The organism is Tenacibaculum sp. 190524A02b, from assembly GCF_964036645.1.
GTDB lineage: Bacteria > Bacteroidota > Bacteroidia > Flavobacteriales > Flavobacteriaceae > Polaribacter > Polaribacter vairaonense.
This window is the reverse complement of sequence record NZ_OZ038525.1, coordinates 26491-43038: the sequence shown is the minus strand read 5'-3', so window position 1 is coordinate 43038 and position 16548 is coordinate 26491. Positions and strand designations below refer to the sequence as shown.

The following is a 16548-nucleotide window of genomic DNA, read 5'->3' as shown; positions in this document are numbered from 1 at the left end:
TAACACTATAAGATTTTTTTATTATATTTAGGACTATAGTCTCCCCACTATCTTCAACATAGATATTTTATAATTAAAAATTATTCATATGAAGTTATACACTACTTTCATATTGAGTCTGGTTTTTAATGTTGTTTTTGTTCAAGAAAGTGGTGCTTTATCACAAAAAATTGATACAACCCAGATAAACAAACTCAAATTAAAAAGATTAGACAGCCTTATTAATGTTACTAAATCTAACAATCAACTAAAACGTATGGTTGGTTACTATGATGAATATATAGATTTAGCCATTAAATCTCAACAACATCAAGAAGCTATAAATAAAGGCATTAAGGTTATTTACTATGTTAATAATTATTTTGGGCAAAGGAAAAAGGCTTTTAAAATTATTGAGAAACTTGAAAAAATTAAACACCATGTTAATGATTCTTTTCTTTTAGGTAGTATATACTTAAAAAAGGGAGGTATATTTTTTAATGGAAAAAACTATAATAAGGCTATTGACAACTACTCATTAGCTATTAATACATTTACTCATAAAGATTCAATTCATACCGCAGATGCTTTATTTTTTAGGGGACAGGCTTATTATAACATTAACAACTTCTATAAAGCATTAAGTAGTTTTGAACATGCTTTAGATTATTATACCAATTTAGGTGATACAGCGTATACTTTCTATACCAAATCTTCTATTATAAATATTCATGGAGTGAATAACCTTATAGAAAAAACAATTAAAGAGCGTCAAAAGTTAATTGATGAAAAAATAAAACAAAGTTTTACTCAAGGACTTTCTAATGATTATTTAAACCTAGCTAAAGATTATAAAAATAATAAACAGTTTGATCAACAAGAATTCTATCTAAAAAAAGCGGTATCCATTGCTGAAAATGAAAAAGATGAATTTCATAATTTATCCTTTATCTATTGTGATATTGCTCAATATTATTTAGAAATTGATAATTTCTCTAAGGCTACTTTTTATTTTCAAAAAGCTCAAGATAATGTTAAGAGCAATGAAAACGATAACTTCTATTATTTCCAAAAACTAAAAAGTTTCTATTTATTTAAAACTGGAGCTTTAGCTGAGGCTCTTATACTTGCTGAGAATAATTTAAAAGAAGCCATACAACAAAATTATACTCAAAATATTATTGATGCTAACAAACTACTTTATAAAATACACAAAGCTCAAAATAATTTACCTAAGGCTTTAAACTATTATACTTCATATAATAAAATTAAAGATTCACTTTTTAATAGGGAAAAATTAAATATTCTATACTATTATCAAACACAGCATGAAACAAAACTTAAAGAACAAAAAATAATTGAGCAAAAAGCAGACATTAATAACCTTAAAAAGGATAAGAAAAATAAGCAATTATTATTTTTGGTTTTATCATTAAGTAGCATTTTTATTATTGTTCTTATTTATTTTTTCTTAAATCATTTATACTTAAAAAGAAAACAAAAACTTCAAAACTCCTATTCACAAAACCTACTTTCATTTCTTGATAATGAACGAAAAAGAGTTTCTAAAGATATGCATGACAGTTTAGGTCATAAATTATTGTTAGTTAAAAATCAAGTTTTATTAAATAAAGATCAAAAAAGTTGTAAACTAATAGATGACGCTATTAATGAAATTCGTGTTATTTCAAGAAACCTACAGCCGTTACAAATAAAACAAATTGGTATCACAAAATCCATTCATACTTTAATTGACGAAATGGATAAACATTATAAAAAAACTTTAATTTTTGGTGATATTGATAATATAGATGACTTATTAAGCTCTAAAAAAGAAATGAATATATATAGAATCATACAAGAATGTCTGAATAATATAATTAAACATTCTAAAGCAGATTCTGGAAAAGTTAGCATTATAAATAATCATAAAAAAATTTTATTGACGGTTGAAGATAATGGTGTTGGTTTTGATTATTGTGACCGTTATAAAGACTATAAAAGTCTAGGGTTAAAAAACATTAAAAATAGAGTTAACTTTTTACAAGGAAACCTCAAAATAAGTTCTAAGATATATAAAGGAACTAAAATAGAAATTTCAATCCCTAAAATATGAAACCAAGTATTTACATAGCTGATGACCATCCTATTTTAATTAAAGGTCTGAAAGATTTATTAATAGAAAAAGAATACAATATTGTTGGTACTGGAAATAATGGTAAATCTGCCTTAAATTTTCTATTAAAAAATCAACCTTCAATAGCTATTCTAGATGTTGAAATGCCCCAATTAACAGGTATAGAAATAGCTAAAGAATGTTTAAAACAAAATATAGATTCTAAAATTATTTTAATAACACTTCATAAAGAAGTTCAACTATATCTACAAGCTAAGAAATGTAATATTTATGGATATATTTTGAAAGAATTTGCTTTGGAAGAAATTGATTTGTGTATAAGGTCTGTCCTTAATAATACACCATTTTTTAGCCAGAAAATTAAAAATGCACTGAACTTTACTGAAGATAATGAAAATGTTTTAAAAGAGTTTACACTTGCTGAAAGAAGGATTTTAAAATTAGTTTCAGAACACAAAACGAATAAAGAAATTGGACGCCTCTTATTTTTATCTCCTAGAACTATTGAAAAATATAGAAGTAAAATTATTTTAAAATTAGATTTACTTCCAAAAACTGGTGCTTTATTATTATGGACTCAAAAAAATAAACACTTATTTACGTAAACCAATTATGGGTATTAATACCCACGATTAATCCTAATTTTATTAGTTAATTTGAGTATTAATTTCTAATAAACAACCGTAGTAGCATCTATTTATTCTTTCGGGGGGCTGGATATCTATTCAAACTACTACACAAATGAGCAATCTAATTATCTTGTATAGTTAGGTTGTTTTTTGTTGAAAACGTGTAATGTTTATTTCTTTATCTAAAGCTATTCCGCTTTCTAGGTGATTAAACAGATTGTTTGCAATAGTTGGCGCTATCATGACGCCTCTTGTCCCTAATCCATTTAAAATTGCTAAATTTTCATATTCTGGATGTTTTCCTACTAAAGGTTTTCTATCTTTTATTGTAGGTCTAATTCCTGCAGATTGCTCTATAATTTTATAAGGCACTGAAATTACTTTTTCTAGCTTTTTAACTAGTTCTTCTTTTCCTTCTTCTGTTGGTAAAGAAGTTTTATCCGTCCAATTAAAAGTGGCTCCTACTTTATATTTATCATTTCCTAAAGGCAAAACAAAAACACTAGATTTTAATAAAAAGTCAATATTTAAATCAGGAGCTATAATAGTTAACGTCTCTCCTTTGGTTCCCATTAAAGGTAAGTAATTGAAATAAGGATTTCTTTTTAAACCATAACCTTCGCTAAAAACAATTTTTTTAGCTTTTATATTTTCATAATTCAATAGTTCTTTTTCTATTTTTAAATTATCATAAACAAAACTTTCACTAATTAAATTTCCTTTTTCTTCTAAATCTTTTTTATAGCTGTCCAATAAAAGTTTTGTATCAATTTTTCCAGTTCCCTCTAGTTCTCCAAAACCAAAATCACCATATACTCCTTCCAAAGTATCTCTTAATATATCAGACTTCATATATAATGACAAATTAGGTTTATCTAAAGCAGTAAACCAATTATTTTGGTCTGAAATGGAGTTAAAAACCTTTCTTGTTGTAAACTTAGTATCAAAATTTACTTGTAATCTCTTTTCTATTTTTTCATAAAAAGGTAATGCATATACTAATTGCTTATGACCATTCCACGCTGGTGTAAACCTTTTTAAGATGACAGGATTGTATACACCTCCAGCAACTATTGAGGAAACCTCTGAGGCATCTTCAAAAACTACAAAACTTAAATTATTTTCTAATAACTTTTCTACAAAAGCTAAACCAGCTAGTCCTAACCCTACAATTATATAATCAACTTCTCTCATATTTTGCAAATGTAGTCAGAAACAAAAGGTAGCAATTTTGAATTGCTACCTTTAATATAAAATAATATTATTTCCTTATTTTATATATTAAAATGTTTAAAAACTAACTACCAATATTTAATAATTTATTTAAAAAACCTTTAGCATTGGGAGCTTGTATTGATTGTTTTTCTGTAGGAGGCTCTCCTTCAACCCCTTCCATTTCAGGACCTTCTCTTTCATCTCTAATGGACTGTTCAGAAATTCTTCCTGTAGGACCAGTTCCATGTATATATCTAATAACATACTTTCCATCACAAGACTCTACTCTTTCATAAACTAAATACCTAGTACCATCTGAATCAGTAGCGTAGCGTTTATGATTTATTGTACAAAATGCTGTTGAATCTTCTGATGAATTATCATCGTTTAAATTAGTCTCTTTATCAAAAGACATAAGCGCCAAACCTGTCAATAGTGCAGCTGACAAAAAAAATACTTTTTTCATAATAAAATTGATTTTTGATGCTCTTTCATAACTAGAGCGTTAATTATAAAATACTATAAACACTTCTATTTTAATCAAAAAAAACTCTAATAAGTGAGTGGCTTTTAATCTAAAACTATAGATTACTTATATTAATTAACAATTTTTGATTTCATAGCAGTATTAAAAAAAAAGAGAACAGTTTTATGAGGACTGTCCTCTTTTTAATTTAATTTTTTAATAATTCCACATATCCATTTCTCTATCTCGAATTCCTTCTTTAATTCTGTTTGCTTCAAGCAATTGGAATAACGAGTTTCCACGTATATAATCTTTAATTTCTCTATCTCCATAAAGGTTTTCTTCCTTTACAATAGTAGAATTAAATCTACGTGCATTTAATAAGTTATCATAAGATATGGGTTGAGCAGAATTCAATGGATTGAATACTTTAGACTTGTGTAATGTATTTCTAGCATCTGGATAGAAAACCCAAAACAATTCATACACACTATCTTTATCATCTATTTCCTCAACTCCTAAAACTTGCACATCAGGTCCCATTGGAGCAATAGCCAACATACGATATTTTAACTCACCTTGACGCTTATCAAAATACCAAATACCTTTTAACAAGTACCCTCTAATATCCTCAGATCTAATAAAATACGGATCCATATTACCATACCCATCATCACGTTCATTTTCTGTCACTTGTTTTATCTCCTCCATTCCAATTCTTGTGGTAAAATAAGAATCATCATATACTTCTTTTATTTCACCATCTCTAATTCCTTTTAATAAAGAATCAAATAAAGAACGTCTGTTATTTCCTGCTCCAGTCGTATCAATTGGATAATAATAAGGTAAATTTAACTTTTGATTTAAGTCTACATACTCCCATACAACTTTTGACCATAATACATCTCTATCTGTAATATGCCCATAAGGCAAAGGTCTATCATCTTCTGAAGCTATTTGTTCTTCAGATTTAAATCCAATTTCGCTTACCTTTTTAGCATTTAAAAGGTTTGCCTGTGCACTTGCAAAACTTGTTACTACAAGTGTTAGTGCAACCAAATAAAAACGCTTCCAATTCATACTCTTCTTATTTTACTTATTAATTTGTAATTTCAATATTTACAGGTAAAACTTTTCTAATTTTATAGTTTGAACCTGATACTGATGCTTTGATATCAAAAATAGATATTACATCATTTCTTCGTGCTCTACCTAAAGCCTTTCTAGCTCTAGCACTTAAACGTGTTCCGTTCACAGGTATTGTAACTTGTCCAGGAATTTTTATTTTAAAGCTAGATACATTTAATTTTAAATCAAATAAAAAGTCTGGTAATCCAGCCGCCACGCTAACATTAGCTACACTTGCTTTAGGCATCTTAACAGTTCCATATTGGTTACGAACCATACCTACTGCTGGTGGAATATCTTTAATTCTAAACTTTTTGTTAGAACTTACTGTTACACCACTAGGTAATTTACCACTAACTCTAATAGTTACTTCTCCTCCTTTTCCAGGATTCATTGCATAACTATTGCCTTTTACTCTTCTTAATCCAGGAGCACTCGCATTAACTTTATTACCAGGAATCCCAGGGATAGATATTGTTAATGGATTTGTTAAACCACGATAAACAACATTCATTTTATCAGCAGAGATAACAGCTTCATTTGGCTTAGGAATTACTGAATAACCTCCTTTAATTGGAATTACAACAGTAGAATCTCCTTCTTTAAAATGGAATTCTCCTTTTAACTCTTTGTCACCAACTGCTCCTGCTGGACCATCTAAAATTACTTGACCTGCTTGAATTTTATCTTCAGACATTTCTTTACCGTTAAGAATAACTTTCTCAGCAGTTAAGTTAGGGTCATTTTTACCTAATACAATTTTACCTGATAATTTTTCTCCAGGATAATATGCATTCTTTTCAAATACAACCATTGCATCATAGTTTGTCATAGACACAGCTGCAGATAATTCTTTTTGTAACAACGAACTTAAAGCATCAGATTCCGTAGCTTTAATATCAGCTTGAATTTGAGTTAACTTAGTTAAAGAAGCTATTAAAGGGAACCCTTCATAGTGATACTTTAACCATTCAACTTTCTTCTTATCCTTGTTTTCTTCTTTATCTGTATTAAAACGATCTAAAATAACATCTGCTACTTCTTTCCCTTCTAATAATTTAGCTGCTTGATCTCTGAATGCCTCTATTTTAGACACAAATTCCTTTCCTTCAGAAGAAATTTTACCTCCTTTAAAAAAGTACACATCTAAAAACTTAGATTTATCCATAGACTCGTACTTCTTAGGGTCCTTAACATCTGCTGTCATTTTAGATTTTAAATCCTCAATGTATGCATATAACTCATTAGCTAATACCTTTAACTCGTCAGTTTTTGCTTTAGCTTCTCCATATTGCAAAGCTTGTTCTGACGCTTTTTGTGCTAAGGCTTCATAACCTAGCTTATTTTTCTCTGAAGCTTTTTGATTAGCTTCAGTTAATTTTTCGTTCATTAATCCAAAAGCTGATAAAACCTCTTTACTCATGTTCATTGCTAACATTGCAATGAATACAAGATACATCAGGTTAATCATCTTTTGCCTTGGTGATAGTTTTCCTCCTGCCATATTAATCAGTTTGATTTAAGTTAACTAGTAACTAATTATTTATTAGACATTGCAGATAACATACCTCCATATACTCCATTTAATGAAGATAAGTTTGTAGCTAATGAATCCATTTGCTCTTGTAAACGCTGAGAGTTTTCTACTAATGCAGAGTTTAAATCTGCTTGTTTACTAGCATTTTCTACTTGAGTAGCATATAAACCGTTTAAAGACTCTAACTTAGCAGCAGCCATAGACATTTGCTCATTATATTGATTAGTTGAAGAAACCGTAGTAGAAGTAGCTGTTAATCCTTCAGCAGCTCCTTGGAAGTTTTTAATACTATCACCTAAACTTGAAATTAAATTTGCATCTAATTTAGCTTCTTTTAAAATATTATCTAATTTTTGAGATAACATACTTTGTGCTTCATCTGGAGAGGCTTCTTTTTTACCTTTTCTAGATGTTGATCCACCAGCTAATTCAGGATATACTTTAGTCCAATCTAAATCTTCTTCTACTGGTTCAAATGCAGATAAAGCAAATACTAATGCTTCTGTAATCATACCAGCCATTAGCATTTCGTTTCCAAAGGGCCAGTGTAAAATTTTGAATAACGCTCCTAAAATTACAATTGCCGCTCCTAGACCGTACGCTAGATTAAATAATTTCTTAGTTGATTTCGATTGTGCCATAATTTTTACTTTTTTTAAGGGAATTTTTAATTATTACTATTTATTCTTGTTTAAACTCTTATTTACTTTTATTTGTTCCTAAATAATCTTGAACTGTTCTAAACCCAATGTAACTTCTTGCTGTATCTGCATATTCCCAATCTCTTGAACTTACTTCTAAGAAATACGCTACATCTTTCCAAGATCCTCCACGGATTATTTTTCTTCTATTTTCTCTATTCTCTACGTTAGGATTCATTGTTGACCCCATGTAATAAGACATTTGGTTGTATGCTGTATTTGTCCATTCAGCCACATTTCCTGCCATATTGTACAAGCCGTATTCATTAGGGTTATAAGATTCTGCTTCTACAGTATATAAAGCGCCATCTGCTGCATAATCTCCACGAACTGGTTTAAAATTCGCTAAGAAGCAACCTCTATCACTAGTTGTACTTGGACCTCCCCAAGGATACTTAGCGTAATTCAATCCTCCACGTGCTGCATACTCCCACTCTGCTTCAGTTGGTAATCTAAAAGCTGGTACTAAACCTAATTTTTTCTTTGAACGTTGGTATCTATTTTTATTTTTTGTTCTCCAATGACAAAAAGCTTTTGCTTGTTTCCATGTAACACCTACTACTGGATAGTTTTCATAAGCTTTGTGTGCAAAATATTCTTGGTGCATTGGATCATTATATGAATAGTTAAAATCTTTAATCCATACTGTGGTATCTGGATAAATATTTAACACTTCATCTTTCATGAATTCTTTTCTATTCTTTCCAGACCTAGCAGCCATTTCATTATCAAACCAATAATACCTGTAATTTAATAAATCTGTATTAAAAGTCCTAATACCATTTAAGGCTTCATCCTTTTTTATATATAATGAATCCATTACTTCAACGTAATCTTCATCTGGAAATTCACTTTGCTCCCAAATAATATCTTCCTCCCAATTTAAAGGTTTTAAAGAATCCAGTCCTTCACCTACTTCGTAGTAATTTTCACGCATATATTTATCGTAAGGACTCTCATTCACCGTATCTTTAGAAGCAAAAGCATATAATTGAATACCTGTAGCCTTATCTCCTTCAGCTCCTTCATCTCCTCCAGAAGCAAATTCTGCTTGGTATGCTAGTTTTGTTCTTGTAATGGAATCTCTTACCCAAACAACAAACTGTTTGTACTCGCTGTTTGTTATTTCTGACTCATCCATATAAAACGGCTGTACAGTAACCGTTTTAGTTGGTGCATTCATTGCTCCTAACGGATCTTCATCCTGTTTACCCATTGTAAAAGAACCTCCAGGTATCTTAGCCATTCCATATGGTTTTTCAGCAAACCATTTTCTTTTTGACTTTTCTCCTACTAACTCTCCTCTATCACCTCCTGAACCACCACAGGCGTAAACGATAGATACTAATAATGCAAATGCTGCTAATTTCTTCATACTTTATTCCTTTCTTAAAAAAGAGGCGTAAACCTATTATTTTTTTTATTAAAAAACAATTACGTGTTATAAAAAATTATTTCTCAAAAATAACTTACGTTTACGTAAGTTTTTGCAATGCTTTAAACCATCTTTTCGGTATTTTATGATTCAATGCTTGTTCATAATCCCGATAGTTACATGGTATTAACGCATGTCTTTTGTGTTTATTATTCGATATTAAATTTATTTCCATCCACCAACGCCCACTTTTATCACTTTTATAAAAGTTTAATGGATCATCATCTTCCAATACTACTGTATATTTCTGATAACTCTCCTTTGTTGCGTATGGATAATCATTAGCTCTATAGTTAACTCCTTCTATAAAATACCATATAGCTTGTGCTATTAACTTAGATGTTTGATTATTATTATCTAAAGTGCTACTATATTCATAGACACCAAAAGAGCTAACTTTGTCACTTATCCCTGCATATCTTGCTATTGCGCATAAATCTTCACCATAAAATCCATTAGGTGATGCATTTTCATTTCCCGGGGCTTCACTTTGCCTAACACAACCAATATCTATACTAACGATATCTGCATCTCTCAATATTGGCTCAACCAGAGTTATATCTTTTACTTCCCCTAATCGATAGGCGTCAAAATATAACTTATCCAAAAGTCCAATTTCTTCTTGTGAATTAAAATATGTTTGGTACCCAATATTACTGTAATTAAATAAATTATTGGGTTCTTCCATTATTACTTTACTCAAAAAAGATCTTGACAACAGACTCTCTTCAGAACTACCAATATCAAATCTACTATCTACAGATACTAGATTTACAGTTTGTTCTAAAGCGTCATATGCTCTATACACAGCATAGGTCAAATCCTGACTCCCTCCAATTACAATAGGTATGATGTTTTGTTTTAGCAGTGAAGTTATAATTGAGGACAAGGCAAAATATGTATCTTGTATTGTCGCTCCTTGTTCTATATCTCCTAAGTCAACAATTTTTGAATGCCAATTCCCTGCATACAATGAATACAATTGTTTTCTTATGTGATATAACCCTTCATCGCAATTATATTGATTTGTCCCTCTTCCTTCAGCAACTCCTATCACAGCTAACCTGACATCTGATAAATCAGGCCAACCATTTTCTTTTGTGTAAAGCTCAACGATTTTTCCTAAAACCATTGATGGTTGCGACATAACATGTGATACTACCGAGTCATTAATCGGTGAGAAAAAATCAACATTCATCTATTTAAGGGGATTAAAAGATATCGCAATATAATAAAAACTTATTAGTATGCGACACTTTAGTTTATTTCTTTTTTTTAACAGTTTTCTTTTTAGGTGTTTTAGCTTCTATCATTTTAACCGCCTCTTCTTGGGTCAACTTCTCTATTTCTGTTGTTTTAGGTAATTCAACTTTTATCTTACCTTTAATAACATTAAACCTTCCCCAACGCGCTTTTTCTACTCGAATTCCAACTTCTTCAAAGTTATGGATTAACTTTTCGCGTTCCTTTCGTTTCTTATCTTCTATTAACTCTTCTAAATCATTTTGCGACAAGTTATCAAAATCATATTTTTTATTGACATTAATAAAAATACTGTTCCATTTTATAAAGGGTCCGAACCTACCTACACCTTTTTGTATTGGCATCCCTTCATATTCACCAATAGGAGCATCTGCTTTTCTTTTTGCTTCAATCAACTCAATAGCTCTTTCCATATCTACAGACATTGGGTTTTCTCCTTTATCAAGAGATACGTACTTACTGTCAAATTTTATATAAGGCCCAAAACGTCCATTAGCCACTACTACTTCTTTTTCTTCATATTCACCTAATGTTTTAGGCAACTTAAATAAGTCCATTGCTTCCTCGTAAGTAATAGAACTTAACGTTTGATCTCCCTGAAGGCTTGCAAATTTAGGTTTCTCTTCATCAGTTGCCTCACCTATTTGAACCATTGCTCCAAAACGGCCTAAACGTACATATACATTCTTTCCGCTTTCAGGATCCACACCTAATAAACGTTGTCCGCTTGCTCTTTCTGCATTTTCTGCAACATCTTTCACATTTGGGTGGAAATCTTTGTAAAAATCTTTAATAATTGAAGTCCAGTTTTCTTTTCCTTCAGCAATATCATCAAAATCATTTTCTACTTTTGCAGTAAAGCCATAGTCTAATACTTTTTTAAAGTTCTCTACTAAAAAGTCATTAACTATATTACCAATATCAGTCGGCATTAACTTTCCTTTATCTGCCCCTACTTTTTCAGTTAGTTTATTTTCTTTAACCGAACTTCCTGCTAACATTAACTGCGTATATTTTCTTTCCACTCCTTCCGCAGTACCTTTTTCTACATAACCTCTTCTTTGAACTGTTGAAATTGTTGGAGCATAAGTAGACGGACGTCCAATACCTAATTCTTCTAATCTTTTCACCAACGATGCTTCAGTAAATCTTGCTGGTGGTCTAGTATACCTTTCTGTTGCCGATATAAACTTGTTTAATAAGGTTTCATTAACCTGCATTTTAGGTAACATTCCTGCTTGCTCTTCTTCTTCATTATCTGTTCCTTCTAAGTAAACTTTTAAGAAACCTTCAAACGTAATCACCTCACCATTAGCAGCAAACTGTTTATCGTTTTTATTGTTATTTATTTTAACACTTGTTCTTTCTAAATTAGCATCACTCATTTGTGAAGCCAAAGTTCTTTTCCAAATTAAACTATATAATCTATCTTGGTCATAATCCACAGAAACTTCATGGCGTGTCATATCTGTAGGACGAATAGCCTCGTGCGCTTCTTGAGCTCCTTTGGATTTTGTTGAAAAACTTCTTGGCTTACTATACTCTTTACCATAACTCTTTGTAATTTCATCTTGTGCTGCATTCATTGCTTCAGAAGATAAATTTACACTATCCGTTCTCATATAAGTTATTAAACCTGCTTCATATAACCTTTGCGCTACCATCATTGTTTTTGAAACAGGAAACCCTAACTTTCTTGATGCTTCTTGTTGTAACGTAGAAGTTGTAAACGGAGCTGCTGGAGATTTTTTAGCTGGCTTTTTCTGTAAATCCTCTACTTTAAACGTAGCGTCAATACAAGAATTCAAAAAGTCTTCTGCTTCTTTTTTAGTTGCAAAATTTTTAGCCAATTTAGCTTTAAAACTTTTACCTTCTTGGTTTGAAAACTCAGCATCAACACGATACGAAGCTTTCGCTTCAAAAGCTTCAATCTCTCTTTCTCTTTCTACAATTAGCCTAACTGCTACAGACTGAACTCTACCTGCTGACAAACCTGCTTTCACCTTTCTCCATAACACTGGAGAGAGTTCGTATCCTACTATTCTATCAAGAACACGTCTTGCCTGTTGAGCGTCCACAAGATTATAATTAATGGTACGTGGATTTTCAATTGCCTTTAATATGGCATTTTTAGTAATTGAGTTAAAAACAATACGTTTAGTGTCTTTCTCTTTCAATTTCAATTGCTCTGCCAAATGCCAAGCAATAGCTTCTCCTTCTCGATCCTCATCGGAAGCTAACCAAACAGTTTCTGCTTTTTTTGCTAAATCCTTTAGTTTCTTAACTACAGCTTTCTTATCTGTAGAAACTATATACTTAGGTTTAAAATCACCTTCTACATTTACCCCTAATTCTTTGGAAGGTAAATCTGCTATATGTCCAAAACTAGATTCAACTTGAAAGTCTTTTCCTAAAAACTTTTCAATGGTTTTTGCCTTTGCTGGGGACTCAACGATTACTAAATTCTTTGCCATACTTCTAAATCTCTTATCTAAAAACTACTACTAATATAAAGGTATAGTTTTTCAGTTTGCAAAAGTAGCCACTTTTTTTTTATTAGACCTTCTTATAAAAAAAATTACTTTTTATTAATACAACTATACTTAGTCATTACAACTAAAACCCCAAGAGTCATCCTATAAATTAAGATTCCATACAATTCACTTCTTACACTGTTAATGTTAACTAAACACTCTTTATTTCTTGCTTTAAAGCTAACAATTATTTATGTCAATTTGTCATAAATTACATTTTTTGGTTGTATCTTTGCACTCTATTTTTCATCACGATATAAGGATATTATGGAACACGTAGAGAAAGTTATTGACGAAAAAAAACAAGGTAAACCTTTATTAACAGAACAAAAGGAAGGTAACAATAAAAAGCTTTTTATTGAAAGTTATGGTTGCCAAATGAATATGAATGATAGTGAAATTGTAGCTTCTATTCTTGCTGAACAAGGATTTAATACTACAGGTGACATTAATGAAGCAGATTTAGTTTTAGTCAACACTTGTTCAATTCGTGAAAAAGCAGAACAAACTGTTAGAAACAGGCTGCAAAAATACAACCATGCTAAAAAACACAATCCTAAAATGAAAGTAGGTGTTTTAGGTTGCATGGCTGAACGTTTAAAAGCTAAATTTTTAGAGGAAGAAAAAATTGTTGATTTAGTTGTTGGACCAGATGCTTATAGAGACTTACCTAATCTTGTAGAAGAAGTTGAAGCAGGAAGAGATGCTGTAAATGTTATTCTTTCTAAAGAAGAAACGTACGCTGATGTTTCACCTGTAAGATTAAACTCTAATGGTGTTTCTGCCTTTGTCTCTATTACTCGTGGTTGTGATAACATGTGTACTTTTTGTGTAGTACCATTTACAAGAGGACGTGAACGTAGCCGTGATCCTAAAAGTATTATAGAGGAAGTTCGCTCAATGCATGACAAAAACTATAAAGAAATTACTTTATTAGGTCAGAATGTTGATTCCTATTTATGGTATGGTGGTGGTTTAAAAAAGGATTTTAAAAATGCATCTGAAATGGCGAAAGCTACCGCTGTAGATTTTGCACAACTTTTAGATATGTGTGCTACTGAATTTCCTAAAATGCGTTTTAGATTTTCAACTTCTAATCCACAAGATATGACGCTAGATGTTATTCATGTAATGGCTAAGCATAGAAATATTTGTAAATACATTCATTTACCTATTCAAAGTGGAAGTAACGCTATGCTTAAAGCTATGAATCGTTTGCATACAAGAGAAGAATATCTTGAATTAGTAGAGAATATTTATAAAATTATTCCTGAAATGCATTTAAGTCAAGATATGATAGCTGGGTTCTGTGGAGAAACAGAAGAAGATCATAAAGACACCCTTGATTTAATGGAAAAGGTTAAATATAGTTTTGGTTTTATGTTTGCTTATTCTGAACGCCCTGGTACTTTGGCTGCTAAAAAAATGGAAGATGATATACCTTTAGCTATAAAAAAACGTCGTTTACAAGAAATTATAAACTTACAACAAGAACATAGTTTATTTAGAGCTAAAGAACAAGTTGGTAAGATCCAAGAGGTTTTAATTGAAGGTACTTCTAAGAAAAACCAAAACGAATGGAAAGGTCGTAATACTCAAAATACAGTAGTAGTTTTTCCTAAAGAAAGCTATAAAATGGGAGACTTTGTTAATGTAAAAATAGAAGATTGTACTTCAACTACATTAAAAGGTACTGCTGTTGGGTACTCTGACAATAATTAAAAAGCAAACACTTTCATACATGGAAAACTTACAAGCCATAAAACAACGTTTTGGAATTATTGGAAATGATCTGTTACTTAATAGAGCCATTGAAAAAGCTATTAGAGTAGCCCCTACCGATATTTCTGTATTAGTAGTTGGAGAAAGTGGTGTAGGTAAAGAAAGTATTCCTAAAATTATTCATCAATTATCACACAGAAAACATGCTAAATACATAGCTGTTAACTGCGGAGCAATTCCTGAAGGAACTATTGACAGCGAACTTTTTGGACATGAAAAGGGTGCTTTTACTGGTGCAACTCAAGCTAGAAAAGGATATTTTGAAGTAGCAGATGGTGGCACAATATTTTTAGATGAAGTTGGTGAGTTGCCCTTAACAACTCAAGTTCGTTTACTTAGAGTGTTGGAAAATGGAGAGTTTATAAAAGTAGGATCTTCTCAAGTACAAAAGACGAATGTGCGTATTGTTGCTGCAACTAATGTTAATATGCATGAAGCTATTGCTAAAGAAAAATTCAGAGAAGATTTATATTATAGATTAAGTACTATTGAAATCCCTCTTCCTCCATTAAGGCAAAGAGGTGATGATATTCATCTTTTATTCAGAAAATTTGCAGCTGATTTCGCTCAAAAATATCGCATGCCTACTATTCGATTAGATGAAAATGCAGTGAAATTATTACTTAATTATAACTTTCCTGGAAATATTAGACAATTAAGAAATATTGCCGAACAAATATCTGTTGTAGAAGAAAATAGAGTTATTACTCCAGAAAAGTTAGCTCAATATCTACCAAATATTCAAGGGAATCTTCCAGCTGTAATTAAAGATACCAATAATAGTAATGGTGATTTTGCCAACGAACGTGATATTATGTATAAAATCTTGTTCGATATGCGAAATGACATTAATGATTTAAAGAAATTAACTCTTGATCTTCTTAAAGATGGAAACACACAACAGGTTCAAGAAGACAATCATACTTTAATAGAGAGAATTTATCAAGAGCAACAAATAGAAACACCTAAAGTTGAAGTTGTTCAAATACCTCAAAATCCATCTTCTAACAATTATGAATTTGTTGAAACTATTGAAGAAGATGAAAACCTATCATTACAAGAAAAGGAGGTTGAAATGATTAGAAAATCATTAGAAAAAAACAACGGAAAACGTAAGCTTGCTGCAAAAGAACTTGGAATTTCTGAAAGAACTTTATACAGAAAAATTAAGCAATACGATTTATAATTTATTTAACTGTTGTTTTGAATATATTTGACAAAATAAGTAAACTTTAAATGAAAAGATTTTTTTACATATTGTTCTCTATTACCATACTAAGCTTTATTGGTTGTGGAGCGTATTCTTTCACTGGTGGTAATACTGGAAATGCTAAAACGATTCAAATTGACTTTTTCCCAAACCAAGCACCTATTATAGAGCCAACACTTAGTCAAAGATTTACACAAGACCTACAAGACTTATTTACTCGTCAAACAAATTTAACTTTAGTTAGAACTGGTGGAGACCTACATTTTGATGGTGAAATAGTAGACTATAGAATTACACCTATGAGTGCTACTGCTAATCAAACAGCTGCCCAAAATAGGCTTACAATATCTGTAAATGTTAGGTTTACAAATAATTTAGAAGAGAAAGATAGTTTTGAGAAACAATTTTCATTCTACTATGATTATGGAGCTAGTCAACAATTAACTGGTTCCGTTTTAGAAAGTGCTTTAGATGAAATTTTAGAGCGTATTAATCAAGATATTTTTAATGCTTCTGTAGCGAAGTGGTAAAC

Annotated in this window: 13 protein-coding genes; 5 read left to right on the top strand and 8 right to left on the bottom strand. The window is 30.7% G+C overall.

All coding sequences use genetic code 11. The features are described 5' to 3' along the window. The first annotated feature begins 88 nt into the window (after nt 1-88). Both ABNT65_RS00165 and ABNT65_RS00160 read left to right on the top strand, forming a co-directional pair. A complete protein-coding gene (locus ABNT65_RS00165; RefSeq protein ID WP_348702550.1) occupies nt 89-2095 on the top strand; it encodes a sensor histidine kinase in 2007 nt (668 codons plus the stop codon). Then, nucleotides 2092-2721 (top strand): response regulator transcription factor, encoded by a 630-nt coding sequence (locus tag ABNT65_RS00160; RefSeq protein ID WP_348702551.1) that lies wholly within the window; start codon nt 2092-2094, stop codon nt 2719-2721. Before ABNT65_RS00165 ends, ABNT65_RS00160 begins: the two co-directional genes overlap by 4 nt. 162 nt (nt 2722-2883) lie before the next feature. On the opposite strand, the gene ABNT65_RS00155 is transcribed toward ABNT65_RS00160, so the two are convergent. The 8 genes from ABNT65_RS00155 to topA all read right to left on the bottom strand — a co-directional run bounded on the left by ABNT65_RS00155 (nt 2884) and on the right by topA (nt 12964). Beyond that, nucleotides 2884-3939, bottom strand: coding sequence for an FAD-binding oxidoreductase (locus ABNT65_RS00155; protein ID WP_348746816.1), 1056 nt, complete (start codon nt 3937-3939; stop codon nt 2884-2886). Between the two features lie 103 nt (nt 3940-4042). Then, nucleotides 4043-4426, bottom strand: coding sequence for a hypothetical protein (locus ABNT65_RS00150; protein ID WP_348746815.1), 384 nt, complete (start codon nt 4424-4426; stop codon nt 4043-4045). Nucleotides 4427-4642: 216 nt separating this feature from the next. Continuing rightward, nucleotides 4643-5506, bottom strand: coding sequence for a gliding motility protein GldN (gldN, locus tag ABNT65_RS00145; protein WP_348737216.1), 864 nt, complete (start codon nt 5504-5506; stop codon nt 4643-4645). A gap of 19 nt (nt 5507-5525) precedes the next feature. Further along, the gene (gene gldM, locus ABNT65_RS00140) at nt 5526-7058 is read right to left on the bottom strand and encodes a gliding motility protein GldM (RefSeq protein WP_348746814.1); all 1533 of its coding nucleotides are present in this window, start codon (nt 7056-7058) and stop codon (nt 5526-5528) included. Nucleotides 7059-7093: 35 nt separating this feature from the next. Then, nucleotides 7094-7732, bottom strand: coding sequence for a gliding motility protein GldL (gldL, locus tag ABNT65_RS00135; RefSeq protein WP_348702555.1), 639 nt, complete (start codon nt 7730-7732; stop codon nt 7094-7096). A gap of 58 nt (nt 7733-7790) precedes the next feature. After that, nucleotides 7791-9167, bottom strand: coding sequence for a gliding motility lipoprotein GldK (gldK, locus tag ABNT65_RS00130; RefSeq protein ID WP_348702556.1), 1377 nt, complete (start codon nt 9165-9167; stop codon nt 7791-7793). Between the two features lie 100 nt (nt 9168-9267). Next, the gene (locus tag ABNT65_RS00125) at nt 9268-10425 is read right to left on the bottom strand and encodes a formimidoylglutamase (protein ID WP_348702557.1); all 1158 of its coding nucleotides are present in this window, start codon (nt 10423-10425) and stop codon (nt 9268-9270) included. A gap of 64 nt (nt 10426-10489) precedes the next feature. After that, nucleotides 10490-12964 carry a type I DNA topoisomerase gene (gene topA, locus ABNT65_RS00120; protein ID WP_348737218.1) on the bottom strand — a complete coding sequence of 825 codons (2475 nt, stop codon included), beginning with the start codon at nt 12962-12964 and terminating at the stop codon, nt 10490-10492. A gap of 327 nt (nt 12965-13291) precedes the next feature. On the opposite strand from topA, the gene miaB reads away from it, so the two are divergent. The 3 genes from miaB to ABNT65_RS00105 are packed head-to-tail and all read left to right on the top strand — an operon-like array spanning nt 13292 to nt 16546. Further along, nucleotides 13292-14746, top strand: coding sequence for a tRNA (N6-isopentenyl adenosine(37)-C2)-methylthiotransferase MiaB (gene miaB, locus ABNT65_RS00115; RefSeq protein ID WP_348746813.1), 1455 nt, complete (start codon nt 13292-13294; stop codon nt 14744-14746). A gap of 19 nt (nt 14747-14765) precedes the next feature. Further along, entirely contained in the window at nt 14766-15992 is a 1227-nt protein-coding gene (locus tag ABNT65_RS00110; RefSeq protein ID WP_348702560.1) for a sigma-54 dependent transcriptional regulator, read from the top strand. Nucleotides 15993-16042: 50 nt separating this feature from the next. Beyond that, entirely contained in the window at nt 16043-16546 is a 504-nt protein-coding gene (locus tag ABNT65_RS00105; protein ID WP_348737220.1) for an LptE family protein, read from the top strand. Nucleotides 16547-16548 lie beyond the last annotated feature (2 nt).

Excerpts from the sequence above, each read along its gene's own strand:
- ABNT65_RS00165 (WP_348702550.1), top strand. The coding sequence starts at position 89 with ATGAAGTTATACACTACTTTCATATTGAGTCTGGTTTTTAATGTTGTT.
- ABNT65_RS00160 (WP_348702551.1), top strand. The coding sequence starts at position 2,092 with ATGAAACCAAGTATTTACATAGCTGATGACCATCCTATTTTAATTAAA.
- ABNT65_RS00155 (WP_348746816.1), bottom strand. The coding sequence starts at position 3,939 with ATGAGAGAAGTTGATTATATAATTGTAGGGTTAGGACTAGCTGGTTTA.
- ABNT65_RS00150 (WP_348746815.1), bottom strand. The coding sequence starts at position 4,426 with ATGAAAAAAGTATTTTTTTTGTCAGCTGCACTATTGACAGGTTTGGCG.
- gldN (WP_348737216.1), bottom strand. The coding sequence starts at position 5,506 with ATGAATTGGAAGCGTTTTTATTTGGTTGCACTAACACTTGTAGTAACA.
- gldM (WP_348746814.1), bottom strand. The coding sequence starts at position 7,058 with ATGGCAGGAGGAAAACTATCACCAAGGCAAAAGATGATTAACCTGATG.
- gldL (WP_348702555.1), bottom strand. The coding sequence starts at position 7,732 with ATGGCACAATCGAAATCAACTAAGAAATTATTTAATCTAGCGTACGGT.
- gldK (WP_348702556.1), bottom strand. The coding sequence starts at position 9,167 with ATGAAGAAATTAGCAGCATTTGCATTATTAGTATCTATCGTTTACGCC.
- ABNT65_RS00125 (WP_348702557.1), bottom strand. The coding sequence starts at position 10,425 with ATGAATGTTGATTTTTTCTCACCGATTAATGACTCGGTAGTATCACAT.
- topA (WP_348737218.1), bottom strand. The coding sequence starts at position 12,964 with ATGGCAAAGAATTTAGTAATCGTTGAGTCCCCAGCAAAGGCAAAAACC.
- miaB (WP_348746813.1), top strand. The coding sequence starts at position 13,292 with ATGGAACACGTAGAGAAAGTTATTGACGAAAAAAAACAAGGTAAACCT.
- ABNT65_RS00110 (WP_348702560.1), top strand. The coding sequence starts at position 14,766 with ATGGAAAACTTACAAGCCATAAAACAACGTTTTGGAATTATTGGAAAT.
- ABNT65_RS00105 (WP_348737220.1), top strand. The coding sequence starts at position 16,043 with ATGAAAAGATTTTTTTACATATTGTTCTCTATTACCATACTAAGCTTT.